The organism is Streptomyces sp. NPDC030222 (assembly GCF_055573115.1).
In genome coordinates this window covers 60781-80528 of sequence record NZ_JBVICA010000006.1, presented here as the reverse complement: position 1 = coordinate 80528, position 19748 = coordinate 60781, and the positions used below count along the sequence as shown (strand labels likewise).

The 19748-nt window shown below is 72.1% G+C and carries 18 protein-coding genes and 1 tRNA gene; 9 read left to right on the top strand and 10 right to left on the bottom strand.

The genetic code is table 11. The features are described from left to right. The first annotated feature begins 15 nt into the window (after positions 1-15). From ACZ4Z5_RS10985 to ACZ4Z5_RS10970, 4 genes are all read left to right on the top strand, one after another. A complete protein-coding gene (locus ACZ4Z5_RS10985) occupies positions 16-1479 on the top strand; it encodes an alkaline phosphatase PhoX (RefSeq protein ID WP_468259841.1) in 1464 nt (487 codons plus the stop codon). A 44-nt stretch (positions 1480-1523) separates the two neighbouring features. Continuing rightward, positions 1524-1593: transfer RNA gene (locus ACZ4Z5_RS10980), tRNA-Met, on the top strand. Between the two features lie 355 nt (positions 1594-1948). Next, a complete protein-coding gene (locus tag ACZ4Z5_RS10975; protein WP_468259838.1) occupies positions 1949-3535 on the top strand; it encodes a TROVE domain-containing protein in 1587 nt (528 codons plus the stop codon). Positions 3536-3906: 371 nt separating this feature from the next. Further along, positions 3907-4491: an RICIN domain-containing protein gene (locus ACZ4Z5_RS10970; protein ID WP_468259835.1), complete on the top strand. Its 585-nt coding sequence runs from the start codon at positions 3907-3909 to the stop codon at positions 4489-4491. Positions 4492-4586: 95 nt separating this feature from the next. On the opposite strand, the gene ACZ4Z5_RS10965 is transcribed toward ACZ4Z5_RS10970, so the two are convergent. The 5 genes from ACZ4Z5_RS10965 to ACZ4Z5_RS10945 all read right to left on the bottom strand — a co-directional run bounded on the left by ACZ4Z5_RS10965 (position 4587) and on the right by ACZ4Z5_RS10945 (position 8264). Beyond that, positions 4587-4997 (bottom strand): VOC family protein, encoded by a 411-nt coding sequence (locus tag ACZ4Z5_RS10965; RefSeq protein WP_468259832.1) that lies wholly within the window; start codon positions 4995-4997, stop codon positions 4587-4589. Positions 4998-5050: 53 nt separating this feature from the next. After that, positions 5051-5596, bottom strand: a complete 546-nt coding sequence (locus ACZ4Z5_RS10960; protein WP_468259829.1) for a flavoprotein — start codon at positions 5594-5596, stop codon at positions 5051-5053. A 229-nt stretch (positions 5597-5825) separates the two neighbouring features. Further along, positions 5826-6479, bottom strand: a complete 654-nt coding sequence (locus ACZ4Z5_RS10955) for a hypothetical protein (RefSeq protein WP_468259827.1) — start codon at positions 6477-6479, stop codon at positions 5826-5828. Between the two features lie 312 nt (positions 6480-6791). After that, positions 6792-7976 (bottom strand): TerD family protein, encoded by a 1185-nt coding sequence (locus ACZ4Z5_RS10950; protein ID WP_468259824.1) that lies wholly within the window; start codon positions 7974-7976, stop codon positions 6792-6794. A gap of 36 nt (positions 7977-8012) precedes the next feature. Then, entirely contained in the window at positions 8013-8264 is a 252-nt protein-coding gene (locus ACZ4Z5_RS10945; protein WP_468259821.1) for a hypothetical protein, read from the bottom strand. A gap of 249 nt (positions 8265-8513) precedes the next feature. On the opposite strand from ACZ4Z5_RS10945, the gene ACZ4Z5_RS10940 reads away from it, so the two are divergent. The 3 genes from ACZ4Z5_RS10940 (at position 8514) to ACZ4Z5_RS10930 (ending at position 11238) form a co-directional block, all read left to right on the top strand. Then, entirely contained in the window at positions 8514-9104 is a 591-nt protein-coding gene (locus tag ACZ4Z5_RS10940; protein WP_468259818.1) for a TIGR03086 family metal-binding protein, read from the top strand. A gap of 199 nt (positions 9105-9303) precedes the next feature. After that, the gene (locus ACZ4Z5_RS10935) at positions 9304-10746 is read left to right on the top strand and encodes an NCS2 family permease (protein WP_468259816.1); all 1443 of its coding nucleotides are present in this window, start codon (positions 9304-9306) and stop codon (positions 10744-10746) included. A 99-nt stretch (positions 10747-10845) separates the two neighbouring features. Further along, positions 10846-11238, top strand: coding sequence for a hypothetical protein (locus ACZ4Z5_RS10930; protein ID WP_468259813.1), 393 nt, complete (start codon positions 10846-10848; stop codon positions 11236-11238). Between the two features lie 19 nt (positions 11239-11257). Here ACZ4Z5_RS10930 and ACZ4Z5_RS10925 read toward each other — a convergent pair whose 3' ends face one another. From ACZ4Z5_RS10925 to ACZ4Z5_RS10905, 5 genes are all read right to left on the bottom strand, one after another. After that, complete coding sequence (locus ACZ4Z5_RS10925) at positions 11258-11923, bottom strand: response regulator transcription factor (protein WP_468259809.1); 666 nt, start codon at positions 11921-11923, stop codon at positions 11258-11260. After that, positions 11920-13161, bottom strand: a complete 1242-nt coding sequence (locus tag ACZ4Z5_RS10920) for a sensor histidine kinase (RefSeq protein ID WP_468259806.1) — start codon at positions 13159-13161, stop codon at positions 11920-11922. The genes ACZ4Z5_RS10925 and ACZ4Z5_RS10920 overlap by 4 nt, the downstream gene beginning before the upstream one ends. After that, positions 13158-14168, bottom strand: coding sequence for a hypothetical protein (locus tag ACZ4Z5_RS10915; RefSeq protein ID WP_468259803.1), 1011 nt, complete (start codon positions 14166-14168; stop codon positions 13158-13160). Before ACZ4Z5_RS10915 ends, ACZ4Z5_RS10920 begins: the two co-directional genes overlap by 4 nt. Positions 14169-14384: 216 nt before the next feature. Further along, the gene (locus ACZ4Z5_RS10910; protein ID WP_468259800.1) at positions 14385-14855 is read right to left on the bottom strand and encodes a GNAT family N-acetyltransferase; all 471 of its coding nucleotides are present in this window, start codon (positions 14853-14855) and stop codon (positions 14385-14387) included. 338 nt (positions 14856-15193) lie between these two features. Further along, complete coding sequence (locus ACZ4Z5_RS10905) at positions 15194-16537, bottom strand: helix-turn-helix domain-containing protein (protein ID WP_468259798.1); 1344 nt, start codon at positions 16535-16537, stop codon at positions 15194-15196. 120 nt (positions 16538-16657) lie between these two features. Here ACZ4Z5_RS10905 and ACZ4Z5_RS10900 point away from each other — a divergent pair, with 120 nt between their 5' ends. Together ACZ4Z5_RS10900 and ACZ4Z5_RS10895 are read left to right on the top strand one after the other, a co-directional pair. Next, positions 16658-18067: a M64 family metallopeptidase gene (locus tag ACZ4Z5_RS10900; protein ID WP_468259795.1), complete on the top strand. Its 1410-nt coding sequence runs from the start codon at positions 16658-16660 to the stop codon at positions 18065-18067. Positions 18068-18304: 237 nt separating this feature from the next. Further along, entirely contained in the window at positions 18305-19396 is a 1092-nt protein-coding gene (locus ACZ4Z5_RS10895; protein WP_468259792.1) for an amidohydrolase family protein, read from the top strand. Positions 19397-19748 lie beyond the last annotated feature (352 nt).

Here is a 19748-nt window from a genome sequence, read left to right as displayed (position 1 = left end):
CCCTCAGGAGGACCGATGCCGCTCAGCCGCAGGGACTTCGCCGCACGATCCGCACTCACCGGCGCCGGGATCGCCCTCACCGGCACCGTCGGCGCACTGGCCACCGCTCCCGGAGCGCTCGCCGTGGAGGCCCCCGCGGACCCGGCGGGGCACGAGGACGCCGGGGCGCGCCGGCACCGGCCCGAGCCGGGCTACGGCCCCCTGCTGCCCGACCCGAAGGGCATGCTCGCCCTGCCGGCCGGATTCACGTACCGCGTCATCACCCACAGCGGGGTCACCAAGCTCGACTCCGGCGAGTGGACCCCGTCCAACCACGACGGAACCGCAGCCTTCGAAGGGCCGCGCGGCGGGACCCTGCTGGTGAACAACCACGAGCTCAAGGGCAAGCGCTCCAAGTGGACGTACCCCGTGCCGCTCACCGAGGGCCTGGTGTACGACCCGGCCGCCGCCGGCGGCTGCACCGTCGTGGAGGTCCGTCCCGACGGGCGCGTCGCCGAGTGGGTCGGCATCGCCGGCACCTCCACCAACTGCGCCGGCGGACGCACCTCCTGGGGCACCTGGCTCACCTGCGAGGAGAACTCCGACCGGGCCGGCGAGAAGGACATGACCAAGGACCACGGCTACGTCTTCGAGGTCGACCCCTACGACCGCCGCGCCAACCGCGACCCGAAGCCCATCAAGGCCCTCGGCCGCTACGACCACGAGGCCGTGGTCATCGACCCCCGGCGCGGCCACGCCTATCTGACCGAGGACGCCGCCGGCCCCAACGGCCTCCTCTACCGCTGGGTCCCGCCGCACGGCTTCCGGCACGGCCGCGGCCAGTTCCGCCGGCTCGCCGACGACGCCGGTGTCCTCCAGGCGCCCCGCTGCTACGACCGGAGCGGACGGTTCGTCGACGATCTCTCCCGCGCCACGGCCATCGGCACGGTCTACGGCGTCGACTGGGTCGACGTGCCCGACCGGGACGCCCGGACGGTCGACGTGCGCAAGCAGTTCGGTCCCGGCGAGGTCACCCGGGCCCGCAAGCTGGAGGGCATGTGGTGGGCGGACGGCGGCGCGTACATCGTGTCGTCCTACGCCCGCGCCGAGAGCCCGGGCACGCCGCACGACGGCCAGGTCTGGTTCTACGATCCCAAGCGCCGCACCCTGAGGCTGAAGGTGCTGCTGGGGGTCAACGCGGCGCCCGGCGAGGACGGTGCGCTCGACGGCCCGGACAACATCACCGTGTCCCCGTACGGCGGCCTGATCATCGCCGAGGACGGTGAGGGCATCCAGCACCTGTTCGGTGCCACGGACGACGGCCGCACCTACCCCGTGGCGCGCAACGACCTGAACATCGGCACAGCGGAGGAGCCGGAGTACAGCGAGTTCGCCGGTGTGACGTTCTCCGCCGACGGACGGACCCTGTTCGCCAGCATCCAGACCCCCGGCATCATGGTCGCGATCACCGGCCCCTGGCGCCGTCAGCCCTGCCGCTGAAAATTCCTTGGCGGGCAGGACGGCCCACCGCCTAGAGTCGTCCACGTCCAGGTGCGCAGGCAGGACCTACTTCCACTCATAATGGGGCGGCCGCGGGTTCGAGTCCCGTCACCGGCTTCGGGCCGGTGTAGCTCAGTCGGTAGAGCACCTTGTCGGTTCCGCCGATCCCGATCTCTGGACACCACAACTTCATGCACCTCCCGGTGCGCCGGCCACGGCTACTTCGTTTCCATCGAATCCCACGCCGTGACCATCCTGATCTCGGGAGGCTCAGGCACCGGTGTGCCCGGTGCGCAGGTGACGGATACTTCTTCCGGACAGCGGGTCGCGGGTTCGAGTCCCGCCGCCGGCCGACGGCCGGCGTAGCTCAGCGAGTAGAGCAGCTGTATTCGTAGCCCGTCGCCGACTTCCGATCTCGGGCACGCCGCTCTGCCGTGCCTCCCGTACGTGTGAGTACGGGGGAACCACCATGGCACGTTTCAACATCCGCGCGCCCAGGCGCGCACAGGTCACCTCGCCCGTGACGACGACCGGGCGGACCACGGTCAACCACAACGGCGGCCGTGGACACCTCAGGGACGCCTGCTCCGAGCTCTTCCTGCTCGCGGTCGCCAACTTCGTGTCCCAGCAGACCTTCTACGAGAGCGGTGAGCAGCGCGACGACCGCTATGCGGCACTCGTACGCCGGCTCGCCGTCGAGGATCCCGCGTGGACCGCGGGACTGCTCGGCTGGCTGCGCGGCGAGGGAAACATGCGGACCGCGTCGGTCGTCGGCGCCGCCGAGTACGTGAAGGCACGTCTCGAGGCCGGAGCCGAGGACGGCCCTTCGAACCGTCAGGTCGTCGCCTCCGTGCTGCGCCGCCCCGACGAGCCCGGCGAGCTGCTCGCCTACTGGACCGCGACGTACGGCCGCAATGTGCCCAAGCCCGTGAAGCGCGGGATCGCGGACGCGGTGCGCCGCCTCTACTCCGGTGCGTCCCTGCTCAAGTACGACACCGCGTCCAAGGGCTACCGCTTCGGCGACGTCCTCAACCTGGTGCACGCCGCCCCCGACCCGGCCAAGCCCTGGCAGGGCGAGCTGTTCCGGTACGCCCTGGACCGCCGGCACAACCCCGACACCGCGGAACCGCCCGTCTCGGACCGCACCCTGACGGCCCACCGGGCGCTGATGGCCGTGCCGGTGGCGGAGCGCCGGGCCGTGGTCACCGCCCCGGACGCCGCCGAGCGGCTGAGCGAGGCCGGTATGACCTGGGAGGCTCTCGCGGGCTGGCTCCAGGGGCCGATGGACGCCGCCGCGTGGGAGGCCGTGATCCCGTCGATGGGGCCGATGGCCCTGGTGCGCAATCTGCGGAACTTCGACGAGGCGCGCGTCTCGGACGAGGTCGCGGCGCTGGTGGCGGCGCGGATCTCCGACCCGGACGCGGTCGCGAGGTCGCGTCAGTTCCCGTTCCGCTACCTCGCCGCGTACCAGCACGCGCCGTCGCTGCGCTGGTCGTACCCGCTGGAGAAGGCGCTCGGCCACTCGCTGGCGAACGTGCCGGAGCTGCCCGGCCGGACGCTGGTCCTCGTCGACCGTTCGGGCTCCATGTTCTACTCGCGGCTCTCCGACCGCTCCGAGCTCACCCGTGCGGACGCAGCGGCGGTCTTCGGTACGGCCGTGGCGATGCGCGCGGCCGACGCGGACCTCGTGGAGTTCGGTACGAGCAGCGCCCAGGTGCGGTTCCGGAAGGGGGAGTCCGTCCTCAAGGTGCTGGGCCGCTTCGACAACCTGGGCGGCACGAACACCGCGGAGGCGGTGCGCCGGCATTACCGGAAGCACGACCGGGTGCTGATCGTCACCGACGAGCAGGCGGCGTACCACCGCCTCGGCGACCCCACCTCGCTGGTCCCGGCGGACGTCCCGGTCTACACCTGCAACCTCGCGGGCCACCGCACGGGCCACGGCCCCTCCGGCACGGCCGCCCGGCACACCTTCGGAGGCCTGTCGGACGCAGCGTTCCGTATCGTCCCGCTGCTCGAGGCGGGCCGGTCGGCCCGCTGGCCCTGGGAGGACTAGGGGTCTTCCCGGTCCCACCGGAAGCGGGCACCTCTCGGCCGGAGTCCCCGTCCGATGTCGGTGCCCGCCGCTACGGTGGAAGCTCATCCATCCGAGCTGCTGGCGCTCCTCGGACCCGGCCCCGTCCCCGTGATGCAGGGGGCGGGGCCTTCCGCTGCCCGGAGGCGCCCCTTCTCGTACTCCGCCTCCGGACACGATCGATCCCGTCGACGCCCCCTGCGCGGACCTCCCCGAGTCCGTGGATGGACGATCGCGTGCATGGATTGAAAAAGTCCGGCCGCGGGGATGGAGAAGTGGTTCCGGATCGGTGCACGGGAAAGGGAGGTTCGATGGAACACGCCTTGAGACGCATCGGGTCCATGCTCCTGAGCATGGCGACGCTGATGACCCTCAGCAGCGCCTTGGTTCTGGTGTCAGCTTCTTCGGCAAGTGCCGCCGACAATCGCTGTCTCGACAAGTACGGCAGCTCCTGGAACGCGGGAGGAAGGCCGCAATGGCTGGGAGCGGTCCAGGCGACCAAGGCCAGGGGCGTCAGGACCGTCGCGGAGGTGGCGGGCCCGAGCACCTCGGACGGGGCACGGGTCGTCATCTGGGAGAACCGCAATGAGACGCCGCAGCTCTGGTGTTTCAGCAAGGAAGGCTCGGTCGGTTCCTACTCCTACTACCGGATCAGGAACCTCTACACCGGGAAATGCATGGACATCCAGGGGCCGTGGACCGGCAACGGCGTTCGTGTGCACCAGTGGAACTGCAGTGGCTACGTCTACCGGTCCAGTCAGCAGTGGATTCTGATCGCCCACGGAACCAAGTGGATCGAAGGCGGCTACAAGACCGTCTACGAGTGGCAGAACCGGTTCAACGGCGGCGCCCTTGACGTGAACAACCACCTGACGGCGAACGGGAGCTACACGCAGGTGTGGCAGTTCAACAACACCGAGAACCAGCTCTGGTACTGAGACCGGTGTCCGCGGCGGCCGCCTCGCATCTCCGGCGGCCGCCGCACGGCACGTACGCGTGCGGTCGTCGGGAGCCGGCGGGGCCGTTGGCCGGATCAGGCCTGCGGTTCGCTGATGTTGACCATCCACGTGATGCCGAACTTGTCCGTGCACATGCCGAACACATCGCCCCACATCTGCCTTTCCAGCGGAACCGTCACGGTGCCGCCGTCGGACAGCTTGTCCCAGTAGCCGCGCAGGTCGTCCGAATCGTCGCCGCTCAGGCTCACCGCGATGTCGTTCCCCGGCCGGTGCTCCATCCCGGGCGGGGAGTCGGCGCCCATCAGCGTGAATCCGCGGTCGGTCTCCAGCAGGCTGTGCATGATCTTGTCGTCCTGCCCGGTGCCGCCCCCGGACTCCCCGTAGGTGTTCAGCGTCAGATTGCCGCCGAAGACGCTCTGGTAGAAGTCCATGGCCTGCTGCGCGGTGCCGGGGAAGCTGATGTACGGGTTGAGGCGAGATGACACGATCTGCTCCTTCTGTGCCGATTTTCCTGTCGGCAGCCTACGCGGGCGGAAGGTCAGACGGACGGACGGAGCGCCGCGCGTGCCCCGTCCAGGGCGAGGCGCCAGGGGAAGTGCTCGGGGCCGAGGTCACCCAGCGGTACGGGGAACCGGCCGTCGCCGTCGAGGACCGAGACGCCCGCGCCCCGCAGTGTCGTCAGGGACTGGACGTACTGCGGGTGCCGGGTCTGGGCGGTATTGGTGCACGGAACGGTGATCGTGGGGACGCCGCTGCCCATGGCCTCCGCGGCTATGCCGACCACCAGCGATCCGGTGAGCCCCAGCGCCCAGGCGTTGAGGCTGTGGAACGTGGCCGGCGCGAGGAGGACCGCGGTAGGCTCCGGCCACACGTCCGGCTCGCCGGGCATCCGGTACGCGGTCCTGACCGGGTGGCCGGTGAGTGCTGCCAGCCCGTCCAGACTCACCTCCAGCCAGCGCGCAGCGGTGGGGGTCAGCCCCAGGCAGACGTCCCAGCCGTCGCTCTGCGCCTCCTCGACGACTCGGGCGATGTCGAAGACGGGAGGTGCGGCGCTGCTGAACAGGTACAGGGTCGGTGACGTCATGCCCGCTATCCCACCCTGCACAGTGGATCTTGGTCAACTCGGGGTCCGCGCCCTTTCGGCCATGGTGCGGACGCGCCCTGCAGCGCCTCGGCGGCGGATTTGACCATGCCCCGTACGCGAAACGCCCACTATCGCGCGGCGAATCCGTGAGGGGCTCGGCGCCGGCTGACCGACGAGCATCTCGACGCCCTGCCGGTCACTGTCATCCGGGCCTCGCCGAATGGCGGCCCTAGTTCCCGCCGGAATCCTGCTGGTTGTCGGTGTTCTGCGGCTCGTGCTGGGTGGTGCCCGACTCGTCCTGCGGAGCGGTGTCAGTGGTGCCCGGGTCCTGCTTCGGGGCGGTCCCCGGGTCGTGTTGTGTGGTGCCCGGGTCCTGCTTCGGGGCGGTGTCCGGTTGGTGTTGTGTGGTGCCCGGGTCCTGCTTGTTGGTGCCAGTGTTCTCAGGCTTGTCCACCTTGCTGCCCGAATCGTCGTCTTCTCCGAACACCTCTGGGGTGATCTTCTTCAGAATGTCGACGGGCTCCTTTATCTCCTCATGTTCGAGGAGGGCATAGGTGACGATGTATCCCTGGCGATAGCCCTCGCGCAGCCCATACGCGGCGGGGTTGTAGCCCTTCGGCACAGGCGGCATGGCCCGCTTCACGTTTTTGCTGAAGTCGGCACGGGCGTCCTTTTCACCCTGCACCCAGCCCTTCGTGCGGGCCTGACTGTACTCGGGGACGGTGGTGACGTCCGGCTTCGGCTCAGGGTCGACGTTCGGGGCTGCCGTCATGACGTGCGCGGGCGCAGGGGCGGCGGCGGCCTGTGTGGTGACGACCGGCGACAGCACGAGGGAGGCGACAAGGCCGGGAGCAAGCAATATCAGTGGTCGTTTGTTGCGCACAGCAATCTCCTTCCCACGGACATACGTCCGTCGGAGGGGCGGTGCGCCAGGCCGATATGGAACGCGGCATCTATGGCCGGCCACAGCCTGCAACGCCTCGTCGCACACCGCTGAGCCGCTGCTTGGAACCACCAGCTGCCGTGAAAAGGGACTCCTACGGGAACAGCCTTGCACTTGGCGGCCCACCGAACAAGATTCGGAAGTGGCCCTCCAGCCTTCGGGTACCGCGCCCGCCGCGCGGCTCCCCAGGCCGCCCGGACGGTTGGAAGCGGTGCCTCACGTGACGCTGATGGCCCCCTGACCTGCGATTTCCTACAGAGCCTCGGCTGCCGGCTTCACCATCCCGCGCACCGTGCGGGCCTTCACGAAACTGCCCATGGCCGTCATCTCCCATTCGCCGCTGAACTGGCGGATGAGTTTGGCCATCATCACGCCCGTCTGCGGCTCGGCGCTCGTCAGGTCGAAGCGGACGAGCTCCTCGCCGCTCGTGGCGTCGATCAGACGGCAGTACGCCTTGGCCACCTCGGTGAACTTCTGGCCGGAGAAGGAGTTGACCGTGAAGACGAGGCCGGTCGCCTCGGCGGGGAGGCGGCCCAGGTCGACGACGATGACCTCGTCGTCCCCGCTGCCCTCGCCGGTGAGGTTGTCGCCGGAGTGCTTGACGGCGCCGCCCAGGATGGACAGTTTGCCGAAGTAGCAGCTGTCGAGGTGGTTGCGCCGCGGACCGTAGGCGATGACGGAGGCGTCGAGGTCGATGTCCTTCCCGCGGTACGCGGGCTCCCAGCCCAGGCCCATCTTGACCTGGCTCAGCAGCGGGCGGCCGCCCTTGACCAGCGAGACGGTCTGGTTCTTCTGGAGGCTGACCCTGCCCTTGTCGAGGTTGATCTTGCCGCCGGCCGGTGCGGCGGCCGGGGGCGCGGCGGGGGCAGGTGGCGCGGCGGCGGTCCGCGGGTCCACGGGGGCGGGGGCCGCCGGGGCCGGTGCGGCGGCGGGCTGCTCGTCGACCGTGACGCCGAAGTCGGTGGCGATGCCCGCCAGGCCGTTCGCATAGCCCTGTCCGACGGCCCTGACCTTCCAGGCTCCGTTGCGCAGGTAGACCTCCATGACCACGAGTGCCGTCTCGGCGCCGAGCTGCGGCGGGGTGAACGTGGCGATCACGGCGCCGCCGTCGGCGTCGCGGACCGTGGCGGTCGGCTCGATGCCCTGGAAGGTCTGGCCGGCCGCGTCCGGGCTCGCGGTGACGACAATCTTCTCGATGCCCGCCGGGACGGCCGTGGTGTCCACCACGATGGCGTCGGGAGCGGCGCCCGCGCCGGACCGGTGGGTGACGCCCGGGCCGGTGGGCTGGTTGTAGAAGATGAAATCGTCGTCGGAACGCACCTTGCCGTCGGCGGTGAGCAGCAGACCCGACACGTCGAGCCGCACCGGTGCGGTGACGTCCACCACCACACGGGCGGTGGGGAGCGGGATGTTCGAGCCAGGGGTCATAGCGGTCATGCCCCTCGTAACGAGCGAGGCCGCTTTACCGTTCCCTTACCTGCGGCCGGAGGCGTTGCCACCTGCGGCCGGGGCGTTGCGCGGGTGGTTCCGGGCGGTGCGTTCGTTGCCCCGTTTGTAGTTCCCCGTCCAGCGGGCCATCACCAACTGGGGGTCACCCGCCTCGCATTCCGCGAGGAACCGCTCGGCCCGGCTGCCGCGGAGGGTTCCGGCGGAGCGGCCGCCGTGGGTGATGACGACCGTTCCGTCCGGGCGCTGGTCATAGGTGAATCCTGAGGGTCTCGGCATGACTCCCAATCTGTCGTCGGCGGTACCGCACGGCAACGGAATTTACGCACGGAGCGACCGGGTGAAGGGCGGTGGCCGCCGATGAGTTCCCTGTGCGGCGGGGGTCCACCCTTCGAGGGCCGCCGCGACGGCGCCTCCGGCACGCGAACCGGCACGAGAACCCGACACGGGAAGCCCGACACGCAGGACCGACACGAGCCCGACACACGAGCCCCGCCACCACTCCGAACACACGAGAGGACGACACTCATGACCACCGCGATCGACCTCCGGCCGGCCACCCACCGGGTCACCCGGCTGCTGGAGCACATCGATGACGGCCAACTGGACGGTCCCACTCCCTGCCCCGGCTACGCCGTGCGGCATCTGCTCGGGCACTTCACCGGACTCGCCCTCGCCTTCCGGGACGCGGCCCGGAAGGACCTGGGGCCCACCACGGACACCCCGCCGGGCGTCGGGGCACTGCCGGAGCCGCCCGGCGACTGGCGCACCCGGCTCCCGCGGCTGTTCGAGGAACTGGCCGAGGCATGGAGCCACCCGGACGCCTGGGAAGGGCAGACCCGGGCCGGGGGCGTCCCCCTCCCGGGTGAGATCGCCGGACGGGTCGCCCTCGACGAACTCGTCGTCCACGGCTGGGACCTTGCGCGCGCCACCGGTCAGGAGTACGACGGGGACGACGCGAGCCTCCGGACCGTTCTCGCGTTCCTGGAGCCCCTTGCCGAAAGCCCCGACAGGTCCGGCATGTTCGGCCCGGTCGTGCCCGTACCCGCCGACGCGCCCCTGCTGGACCGGGTGATCGGGCTCAGCGGCCGGGAGCCCTCCTGGCGGCCCGCGCGCTGAGCCGCCCGAGACGCACCCGGCGGCAGCCGGGTACCGGTCCCCGCGCCGGGAACGCCGAGCCGCCCGCACGACGGCCATACGGGGATGGCCACACGGAGGACACCGGCCGCGGCTGCCACGCGTCGGAACCCGAACGGGCCCCGGGCGGGGAACAATCCAGCACGCCCCGCCAGACGATCCCCGTACACCGAGGAGACACATGCCAGGGTCAGAGCAGGTCACCGACCGGCCCGCGCACCTCAACGCCGTCGACCGCCACTTCCGGATCAGTGAACGCGGCTCGACCGTCACCAGGGAGGTCCGGGGCGGCTTCGCCACGTTCTTCACCATGGCCTACATCCTGGTGCTCAACCCGATCATCCTGGGCAGCACCCGGGACAAGTTCGGCGACGAGCTCTCCGGACCCGAGCTGGTCACCTCGACCGCGCTGGTGGCCGCCGTGATGACGGCGATCATGGGCCTCGGCGGCAACCTCCCGCTCGCGCTCGCCGCCGGACTGGGGCTGAACGCCGTGGTCGCCTTCCAGCTCGCCCCTCTGATGAGCTGGCCCGACGCGATGGGCGTGGTCGTCCTCGAAGGCCTGGTGATCTGCCTGCTCGTCGTCACCGGTCTGCGGGAGGCGGTCATGCACGCCATCCCGCAGGCCCTCAAACAGGCCATCAGCGTCGGTATCGGTCTTTTCATCGCCTTCATCGGCTTCATCGACGCCGGGTTCGTCACCCGCATCCCCGGGGAGCAGGGGACCGTGCCGGTGCAGCTGGGCGCGAACGGTCAGCTGTCCGGCTGGCCCGTCCTGGTGTTCTGCTTCGGCGTGCTGCTCACGATCTCCCTGATGGTGCGCAGGACGCGGGGCGCCATCCTCATCTCGATCGTCGTCACCAGCGTCGTCGCGATCGTCGTCAACGAACTGGCCACCATCCCCCCGGCGGCGTGGGGCCTGACCATCCCGGCCGTGCCCAGCCAGGTGGTCGCGGCACCCGACTTCGGGCTCGTCGGCCAGTTCAGCCTGTTCGGCGCATGGGAGCAGGTGGGGGCCATCACCCTCGTCCTGCTGGTCTTCACCCTGCTCCTCAGCGACTTCTTCGACACCATGGGAACCGTCGTCGGCGTCTCCAACGAAGCCGGACTCCTGGACGAGAAGGGCAGGGTCCCGAACCTGGGCCGGGTCCTGTTCATCGACGGTGCCGCCGCCGTCGCGGGCGGGGCCGCGTCCTCCTCCTCGGCCACCTCGTACATCGAGTCCGCGGCCGGTGTCGGAGAGGGCGCCCGCACCGGCTTCGCGTCCCTGGTCACCGGGGCGCTGTTCGCCGCCGCCATGTTCCTCGCCCCGATCGCCACGGTGGTCCCCGCCCAGGCTGCCGCGCCCGCCCTGATCGCCGTCGGCTTCCTGCTGATGGCCCAGGTGCGGTTCATCGACTGGGAACGCTGGGACGTCGCCATCCCGGCGTTCCTCACGATCGCCGTGATGCCGTTCAGCTACTCGATCACCAACGGCATCGGCGCCGGCTTCATCGCCTACGTCGTCATCAAGACGGTGCTCGGCCGCCCCCGTGACGTGCACTGGCTGCTGTGGGGCGCGGCCGCCCTCTTCACCGTCTACTTCGCCATCGTGCCCCTCCGGGAACTGCTCGGCATCGACTGACCGCGGCCGGGATTCCCGGTCCGTCCGGTTATCCACTTATCCACCCGATTCTCGGGTTGGCCTGCCGGGCCGGAATGCGACGTCCTAAGATGGCCCCTTGTGATCAATGACCCCGCATGGCACGTGCTCGTCGAAGTGAGCGACACCTTCCATACCTGGACCGGCCCCCGCACGGTCGGTGCGACCCACCAGTGGTGGCCGGTGGAGACCCGCCCGGTCGACGGCGACCGGGCGCAGGCGGTCGCGGACGCGGAGGACATCGCGCGCACGTACGTCCCGTACGACATGGGGCGTCGGGGCAGGACGCCGGGCCGCAGCGTCTTCCGCGTCGGGGACGGCGGGTGGCTGGTCAAGCTCTCCGAGGGGCACAATCTCTGCCACGTCAGGATCTCGCTCGCCGAGCTCGTGCACACGCAGGAGGAGGCCGAGGCGTCCCCCGGTGCGGGAGGCGCTCCGGCGAAGGGGCAGCTGCGGGCGCTGCTCGGCCTGTGACGCCGTGACGCCGTGACGGTCAGCGCGGGGTGATGAAGCCCGACTCGTACGCGGCGATCACCGCCTGGGTGCGGTCCCGGGTCCCGGTCTTCGCGAGGACCGCGGCCACGTGCGTCTTCGCCGTCGCGGGGCCGACCCCCATGCGGCCGGCGATCTCCGCGTTGGAGAGCCCGGTCGCCATCAGGCGGAGGACGTCCGCCTCCCTGTCGGTCAGCCGGGCCGCCCACGGCGGCGGAGCCGGCCTTCGCGGGGCATGGGCCCCGGCGAGGGCCCGTACCGCCGCGGGGAAGAGCAGCGTGTCGCACCGCGCCACCAGCCGCACCGCCTGGACCAGTTCGTCGGCGGCCGCCCGCTTCAGCAGGAAGCCGGAGGCGCCGGCGCGCAGCGCGTCGTAGACGTACGCGTCGTTCTCGAATGTGGTCACGACGACGATCCGCGGGAGGGCCGCGCCGTCCTCGGGCGGGGTGCCGAGGATGCGCTCGGTGGCTCGGATCCCGTCGATCTCCGGCATCCGTACGTCCATCAGCACGATGTCGGGGCGCAGTTCGCGGGTCACGGCCACCGCCGCCGCGCCGGTCGCGGCCTCGCCGACGACCTCCATGTCGTCCTCGGCGTCCAGGATGACCCGCAGCGCCGTACGGACCATCCGCTCGTCGTCGGCGAGGACGACCCGGATCCCGCTCATCGTGCCCCTCCCAGCGGCAGGCGTGCGGTCAGCCGCCACACCCCGGAGTGCTCCCCGGCCACGGCCGTGCCGCCCAGCAGCTCGGCCCGTTCGGCCATTCCGCGCAGCCCGCGGCGCCCTCCCGGCCGGACCACCGGCGGGCGGGCCGGCAGCGGATTCTCCATGACGATCTCCAGTTCCTCGTTGCCGACCGTGATCCGCAGGGTGACGGGCGCGGCACCACCGCCGTGCCGCAGGGCGTTGCCGAGCCCTTCCTGGACGATGCGGTACGCCTCGCGGGACAGCGGTTCCGGAACCTCCGCGAGGCTTCCGCGCGTGGTCAGACCGACCTCCACTCCGCCCGCGGTCAGCAGGGTGTCCAGGGCGTCGAGCGTGGGGCCGGTCGGTTCGTGCCCGTCGTCGCCCTGCCGCAACAGGCCGAGGACGGCGTCCAGTTCGCCGACGGTGCGGCGGGTGGTCTCCTCGATGGCGACGAGCGCCTCGCGTACGAAGCCGGGGTCGGTGTCCAGGACGCGCCGGGCCGCACCCGCCTGCAGCGTGACCGCGCTGAGGGCGTGTCCCACCGAGTCGTGGAGTTCACGGGCCAGCCGGTTCCGCACCGCGAGCTCCGCGGCCCGCCGTTCGACGGCGGCCAGCCGGTCCGCGGGCGTCGGCCCGAGCAGCACCGGCGCGAGCCGGGCGAGCAGCCGGCCGGCCGCCGCGGCGCAGCCCGCCAGCCCCAGCAGCATCAACAGCCCCGCGGGCACCGCGGCGAGCCGGGCCCATGGTGCGTCCATCGCCCAGTACTCGGCGAGGAAGGAGTCGCGGAGCGCGGCCGAGAACGGCAGGACGAGCAGTGCCACCGCGAACGGCGGCACGGCCAGGGACATCCCGCTGACCAGCCCGCCGAGTCCCACGTGCAGCGTGAACCAGCCGGCCGTACGCGCCCTCGCCTGAGGGGACCGGGCGGGCCCGTCGGCGAACGCGGTGGCCGGCAGCCCGCACATGGCACGGGCGGCGGCCACCGACATCGGGCGGGTCAGCGGGAAGACCGACGCCGTGAGGGCGGCGATCGGCAGGGCCACCGCGTACGCCCCGAACTGCATGGCCGTCGAGGCACCGAACAGCCAGCCGGCTTCCGCGCCCGCGAACATCACGACGATCACGGACCCGGCCAGCCAGTACGGCATCAGGAGGGCGCCGCCGAGGATCAGATGGACCCAGCGCAGCCGCGCCCGGGCATCGAACAGCAGGGTCACCGGGCGTGCCGCGCCGCCGAGCCGCGTTCGGCGAGGAAACGGGCGCCCATGGCGACGACCAGCATGCCGATGATCATCCGGACAGCGTAGACCAGCACCATCAGCGCCGTGGGGCCCTGCTGCGCATCGCCCGGTTCCAGCACGAAGGACAGCATCATCCAGCCACCCCAGGCGCCCACGGTGCCGGATCCCACCCACGCCAGCGCGAGCGGCACCCGCACCGGCCGGCCGGCGCCCCTGCGGAAGGCGAGCATCAGCACGCCGGCCGCGGCGCACAGCGCGTACAGGGCGTGGAATCCGTCGAGGACCCGGGCGTCGGCGGTCCGCCCATCCGCCAGGGCCCCGGCGAGCCCCGCGTCGCCACCGGACGCCCAGATCAGGTGGAACGTCACCGGTACCAGGGAGAGCAGCGCGACGGCGACCGCCGCGATACGCAGGGCCGGCGCCGGCGGCTCGTCGGGCAGCTCGTCGGCGGTTCCCCGCCACAGGTGACCCCAGCGGTCGCGCGCGTAGAGCACGAAGAGGGTTCCGAGGGCCAGACCCTGGAGTATGAAGCCGCTGTAGACGACGGAGAACACCCACTCCTCCAGGAACGGCTCGCGGCCCGGACCGCTCGCGGTGGCGACCTGTGCACCTGCGAGGCGCAGCAGCACCTGCGCGGGGAAGCCCAACATGATCGGAACGAGCAGGCCGGTGGCGGCCCACATCGGCAGGACCAGCAGCCAGGCGGGCACCCGCCGGCCCCAGTCCTGAGTGAGCAGCAGGGCCAGGACGACCACCGCGCCGTCCATGAGCACGGTGAGTCCGTTCGCGACGATCATCGTGCCCGGGTCCTCCAGGAGCACGCTGCCCTCGGGGATGCCGAGGTGGCTCCCGGCGATCCAGGCGAACTTGAGGGAGAGGTAGGGGACGCAGGAGAGGACGGTGACGAGCCGCAGCAGGGCCGGCAGGCGGCCGGCGCGCCGGGCGGTCGGCGTGCCGACGGTGGCGAGGGATGTCCGGGTCATGTCGACCAGCATTCCGGCCGGTGGTGGTGCCCACGTCGTGCGTGGTGATGATCCGTCTCCGCCGGACGGCGGAGACGGACTGTCAAGGGTGTCGTCAACGGCGTTGTCGGCGGCGGCCGTTGTCGCCGGACCCGTGTACGGCCCGGCGGCCGGTCCGGGGAGCTGCCCGTCCGGGCCCCCGGCCGAGGCCGTCGCCGGACCCCGTCCCCCTTGTCCTCAGCCGCGGAGGGCGAGGACCACCTCGTCGATGTTCTCCCCGCGCGCATGGGCGAAGCCACGGTCGTGCCCGGTCACGACGAAGCCGCACTTCTCCAGCACGCGCAGGGACCCGGTGTTGTCGGCCGCGGCCCCGGCGTACAGCGGACGTTCGGGCACCAGGGCGAGCAGTTCGCGCAGCGCGGCGGTTGCCACGCCGCGCCCCCAGTACGCCCGGTCGATCCAATAGGTGACCTCCCGCTCGCCCGGCGGCCCGTACACCGCGGCATGGCCGACGACCGAGCCGTCCAGGAGCACCGTGCGGTTGACGTCGGAGGAAGCGAGGATGCGCGCCCAGTGGGCGTCGAACCGGGCCCGGTCGGAGGGGTCCTCGGGGGTGAACGCGGCCATCCGGGCCGATTCGGCGTCCTGCATCAGGGAGAAGAAGACGGGCAGGTCGGACGGCTGGACCGGGCGGAGTTCGATTCTCATCGTTCGATTCTCGCCGTGCTTGGTTCGGTTCTCACCGCCCGTCGCTTGGTTCTCGCCGCGCAATGTCCGATTCTCGCCGCATGCCGCCCGTCCCTGATCTTGCCCCGGCGCGCGGGCGAGGCGATCAAGGCGCTGATCGACGAGAACGCCGCAGGCAGCCCGGCCGGTGCGGGCAGCATGGAGTCCGTGAGCGCCGCACGTGCGGCCTACGCCCGCCTGACGGGCGTACCCGTCGAACGGGTCGCGGTCGGCAGCGCGGTGGCCGCCCAGGTCTCGCTGATCGCCGCGTCGCTGGCTCCCGGCGCCGTCGGCCGGCCTGACTGTCGGATCGGCCGCTGTCAGGCCGGGCGCCGGAACGGGGGCGCGGTCGGCGCCGGGCCGAGCGTGGTCGTGCCCGGGGTCGCGCGGTGGCCGAGGCCCGTGCGGTACGCGTCGAGCGCCGCCTCGATGCGGCCCGTGCGGCGCAGCAGGTCGCCGAGCTGTCGGCACAGGTCCGCGAGGTCGCCGGCGGCACCGCTGGGCTCCAACAGGGCGAGGGCGGTCACGTAGTGCTCCTCGGCGCGCTCGTCTGCGCCCTCGTCCTCGGCGATGAGGCCGAGCAGCCGGTGCGCCCCGGCGGCGTGCACCGCCCCGCGCCCGTCGCCGAGTTCGAGGAGGCGGGAGAGCAGTTCGGCGGCCTCGCCCGGGCGTCCGCGGCGGCGCAGCACATCGGCCAGCTCGACCTCGACCTGGGCCGTGTAGAGAGTCGCCCGCCGCGCGGCGAGGATGTTCCGCGCCGTGCGCAGCTCCTGCTCGGCGGCCTCCAGGTCGCCGTCCTGGGCGTGCACATAGCCGCGCATCCAGTGGCAGTGGGCGAGCTCGGTACGGGTCTGCAACTGCTGGTACAGATCCTGTGCCTTGGCGAGCGAGGCGTCGGCCTCGGCGATCCGGCCCTCGGCGAGGAGGGTCCTGGCGACGCTCCGGTGCATTCCCGCCACCAGGGCCGGGTCGGAGACCTGCGGGGCCAGTGCCAGGGCCAGTTCGGCGGCGTGCGCGGCGCGGGCCTGGGCGCCCATGTCCATGTAGGGCGCGATCACCGCGGCGTAGAGCAGGACAAGGGCGTCCGGGTCGTGCAGTCCGCGCGCGGCCAGCTCGTCGAGCGCCGTCTCCAGGAGGTAGCAGGCGTACCGCAGCTCGCCCGCGAGCAGGTGGGAGACGGCCCGGCCCCGCAGGGCGCGGACCCGTCGCGGCAGGGGTTCGCCGCCGAGCAGCTGCTCGGCGGCCTCGAAGTGCTCGCGGGCCTCGGTGAGTTCACCGCTCTCCAGGGCGCATTCGCCGAGCCCGGTCAGCGCCTCGGCCCGCTCGGCGTCCAGCCCGAGCCGCCCGGCCTCGTCGAGCAGGGCGCGGTAGCTCGCGGCGGCCTCGTCGGGGGTGCCGGTGGCGAGCAGCCGGCGGGCGTCGGTGAGCGCGAGGCGCAGCGAGGTCGCGAGATGGGCGGGACGTCCGGTGGCCAGTTCCTCGTACGTGGTGCCGAGCCGTTCGGCGAGGAATCGCAGGGCGGCCTCGGAGGGCCGGACCCGGCCGGCCTCCAGGGTGGAGACATAGGCGGCGGTGTAGGACGGCTCGGCGAGCCGACGCTGTGTCAGTCCCCTCGCGGTGCGGAGCTGTTGAACGCGTTGTCCGATGACGGATGGTTCGTCCATGGTGCGGACCTCCTTCGCGGAGTGCGACGCCGATGCGTGGCCGCGCGGGCATTGTGCGACATCGAACGGGCCTCTAGTTTAAGCGTGTTGTTAAGTGTTCGATTAAGCATGCTGATACAGATGCTTAACTCGCCTTTCCTGGAGGACCCGTTGCACGCTTCCCTGCGCGGATCGGCGGCCGCCGTCGCCGTGATCGCCTCCGTTCTCGCCCTCTCGGCCGGACCGCCCGCCGCCGCCGAACCCGCCCCGGCGCAGCGGGCGTCCTCGGAGCGCGTCGAGGTCGAGATACCCGGCCCGGAGCACGCCGGCGCCGACGGCCACGGGCACACACCGGCGGGGTCGGGCCGCATCCGGGTCCCGGCTTCCTCGGGCGGCCCGGCCGGCCGCATAACGGCTCCGCCGAGCCCGGCCGAGCGGGCCGCCGACGGCACGGTCGCCCGGCTTGCGGGCGACGGGCCCTCGGCCGACCGTCTGGACGTCGTCGTGGTGGGCGACGGGTACACCGCGGCGGAACTGGAGAAGTTCCACGCCGACGCCCGCGCGAAGTGGGCCGAGATCACCTCGGTGGAGCCGTACACCACCTACCGGAACCTCTTCAACGTCTGGACCGTCGACGCCGTGTCCCGCGAGTCCGGGGTCTCCGGCGATCCGGACCGGGACACGGCCAAGGACACGGCGCTCGGCTCGTACTTCTGGTGCGAGGACATCGAGCGGCTGCTCTGCGTGGACGAGGACGAGGTCGACTCCTACGTGGCGCTCGCGCCCGAGGCCGACCTCGTGCTCGTCCTCGCGAACAGCACCAAGTACGGCGGCGCCGGCTACAACGTCCCGAGCGAGACGCTCGGCTACGAAGGGATCTCCACGGCCTCCTCGGGCCACCCCAAGTCCGGCCAGATCGCCATCCACGAGACCGGCCACTCCCTCGGCAAGCTCGCCGACGAGTACTTCTACGCGGGAGTCCCCGGTTACGAGCACTACGAGGGTCCCGAACCCGAGGACTCCAACGTCTCCACGCTCGGCACCGACGCCCTGCGCGAGCAGCGCGCCAAGTGGTACCGCTGGCTCGGCGAGACCTCGCCCGACGGCGGCACGGTCGGCGCGTACGAGGGCGGCGGCTACTTCGCCACCGGACTCAACCGGCCCACCGACGCCTCGCTGATGCGGGTCCTGGACAAGCCCTTCAACCTGCCCGGCCGCGAATCGATGATCGCGGGCTTCTACCGGCACGCGTCCGTCACCACCCCGCTCACCCCCACCGACCGCGTGCTGCGCAGGTGGGACGCCGCCACGGTCGCCGTGCCCCGACTCGTCGGCGCTCCGCAACTCGACATCCAGTGGTACCTCGACGGCAAGCGCCTGCGCTCCCTCGCGGGCCGGACCTCCGTCCGCATCGCCGACCTCCACCTGGGCGCCCGGCACAACCGGCTCCACTCGCTCACCGTCGTCGTCACGGACCGCACCCGCGCCGTCCGCGACCCGGCCGTCGCCCGGAGTCTCACCTCCTCCGAGACCTGGATGGTCCGCCGTTAGCACCCGTGCTCGCCCGGCCCGGCCCACGTCCGGCCCCGCCCTTGCGGTCCGGTCCGGGTCCCGTCCGGGCTCCTGCTGTCCGGTCCTTGCGGTCCGGTCCGGGTCCTGTCCGGGCTCCTGCTGTCCGGTCCTTGCGGTCGGTCCGGGTCCCGTGCAGCCTCCTGCCGAGCGGCCCTCGCTGTCCGGTCCGGGTCCCGTCCTGCCGGACCGGGCGGCAGGGCTCGTACAGTGCTGCCCATGAGCGATCACGTGGTGCTGCATGTGAAGGGGCGGGTGCTCGTCGGTCCCGAGGAGGTCAGGGACGAGCTGTGGGCCGTGGACGGCCGGATCACCTACGAGCGTCCCGCCGGCGCCGACGACGCGGTCACCGTCACCGGCTGGGCGCTGCCCGGACTGGTCGACGCGCACTGTCACGTCGGTCTCGACCGGCACGGCCCCGTCGACGCCGGGACCGCGGAGAAACAGGCGATCACCGACCGGGAGGCGGGCACCCTGCTGATCCGGGACGCCGGATCGCCGTCCGACACCCGCTGGATCGACGACCGCGACGACCTCCCGAAGATCGTCCGGGCGGGGCGGCACATCGCCCGCACCCGCCGCTACATCCGCAACTACGCCCATGAGATCGAACCGGGCGACCTCGTGGCCTACGTCGCCCAGGAGGCGAAGCGCGGCGACGGCTGGGTCAAGCTCGTCGGCGACTGGATCGACCGGGACACCGGCGACCTCGGCGCCTGCTGGCCGCGCGGCGAGGTCGGGGCGGCCATCGCCGAGGCGCACCGGCTCGGTGCCCGGGTCACGGCGCACTGCTTCGCCGAGGAGTCCCTCCAGGATCTCGTGGAGGCCGGCATCGACTGCATCGAGCACGCCACCGGCCTCACCGACGACACGATCCCGCTGTTCGCGGAGCGCGGCGTCGCGATCGTGCCGACGTTGGTGAACATCGCCACGTTCCCGCAGCTCGCGGACGGCGGCGAGGCGAAGTTCCCGATCTGGTCGGCCCACATGCGACGGCTCCACGAGCGCCGCTACGACACGGTGAGGTCCGCCTACGACGCCGGCATCCCGGTGTTCGTCGGCACCGACGCGGGCGGCTCCCTCGCCCACGGCCTGGTCGCCGCGGAGGTCGCCGAACTGGTCACCGCCGGTATCCCGCCGCTCCAGGCGCTCTCCGCGACGACCTGGGCCGCCCGCGCCTGGCTCGGCCGCCCGGCACTCGAGGAGGGCGCCCCGGCCGACCTCGTGGTCTACGACGACGACCCGCGCGCCGACGTACGCGTCCTCGCGGCCCCGCGCCGCATCGTCCTCAACGGACGGGTGATCGGCTGAGGGCCGTGCCGGCCCCGGCCGTGCCGGCCCCGGCCGTGCCGGCCCCGGCCGTGCCGGCACGGCCCGACGGGATGGTCCGGCTCGCGGTGACGCGTGGCGGCCGGGCCGGGGCGGTCGCGCTGCTGTCCGGTGCTGTCGGCCTGGGCCGGCAGTCCCGGGCCGGGCCCGATGGCGGCCGCACTGGCGGAGTGCCGGCACGGCTGAGGGACCGGGGTCGGGGTCGGCGCGTCCGGTGGGTGCGCTCCGGCCTGCGCGCGGGCCGGCGGTGGTCGCTCGGCCGCCTCCCGGCGACGGCCGTGGTCGCGCCCGGGAGCACGGCGACCGACCCGCGCCCGGTGTCCGGCCGACGGTT

Excerpts from the sequence above, each read along its gene's own strand:
- ACZ4Z5_RS10895 (WP_468259792.1), top strand. The coding sequence starts at position 18,305 with ATGAGCGATCACGTGGTGCTGCATGTGAAGGGGCGGGTGCTCGTCGGT.
- ACZ4Z5_RS10945 (WP_468259821.1), bottom strand. The coding sequence starts at position 8,264 with ATGCCGAGACCCTCAGGATTCACCTATGACCAGCGCCCGGACGGAACG.
- ACZ4Z5_RS10900 (WP_468259795.1), top strand. The coding sequence starts at position 16,658 with ATGCTTAACTCGCCTTTCCTGGAGGACCCGTTGCACGCTTCCCTGCGC.
- ACZ4Z5_RS10970 (WP_468259835.1), top strand. The coding sequence starts at position 3,907 with ATGGCGACGCTGATGACCCTCAGCAGCGCCTTGGTTCTGGTGTCAGCT.
- ACZ4Z5_RS10925 (WP_468259809.1), bottom strand. The coding sequence starts at position 11,923 with ATGAGCGGGATCCGGGTCGTCCTCGCCGACGACGAGCGGATGGTCCGT.
- ACZ4Z5_RS10905 (WP_468259798.1), bottom strand. The coding sequence starts at position 16,537 with ATGGACGAACCATCCGTCATCGGACAACGCGTTCAACAGCTCCGCACC.
- ACZ4Z5_RS10935 (WP_468259816.1), top strand. The coding sequence starts at position 9,304 with ATGCCAGGGTCAGAGCAGGTCACCGACCGGCCCGCGCACCTCAACGCC.
- ACZ4Z5_RS10975 (WP_468259838.1), top strand. The coding sequence starts at position 1,949 with ATGGCACGTTTCAACATCCGCGCGCCCAGGCGCGCACAGGTCACCTCG.
- ACZ4Z5_RS10940 (WP_468259818.1), top strand. The coding sequence starts at position 8,514 with ATGACCACCGCGATCGACCTCCGGCCGGCCACCCACCGGGTCACCCGG.
- ACZ4Z5_RS10915 (WP_468259803.1), bottom strand. The coding sequence starts at position 14,168 with ATGACCCGGACATCCCTCGCCACCGTCGGCACGCCGACCGCCCGGCGC.
- ACZ4Z5_RS10960 (WP_468259829.1), bottom strand. The coding sequence starts at position 5,596 with ATGACGTCACCGACCCTGTACCTGTTCAGCAGCGCCGCACCTCCCGTC.
- ACZ4Z5_RS10985 (WP_468259841.1), top strand. The coding sequence starts at position 16 with ATGCCGCTCAGCCGCAGGGACTTCGCCGCACGATCCGCACTCACCGGC.
- ACZ4Z5_RS10950 (WP_468259824.1), bottom strand. The coding sequence starts at position 7,976 with ATGACCGCTATGACCCCTGGCTCGAACATCCCGCTCCCCACCGCCCGT.
- ACZ4Z5_RS10910 (WP_468259800.1), bottom strand. The coding sequence starts at position 14,855 with ATGAGAATCGAACTCCGCCCGGTCCAGCCGTCCGACCTGCCCGTCTTC.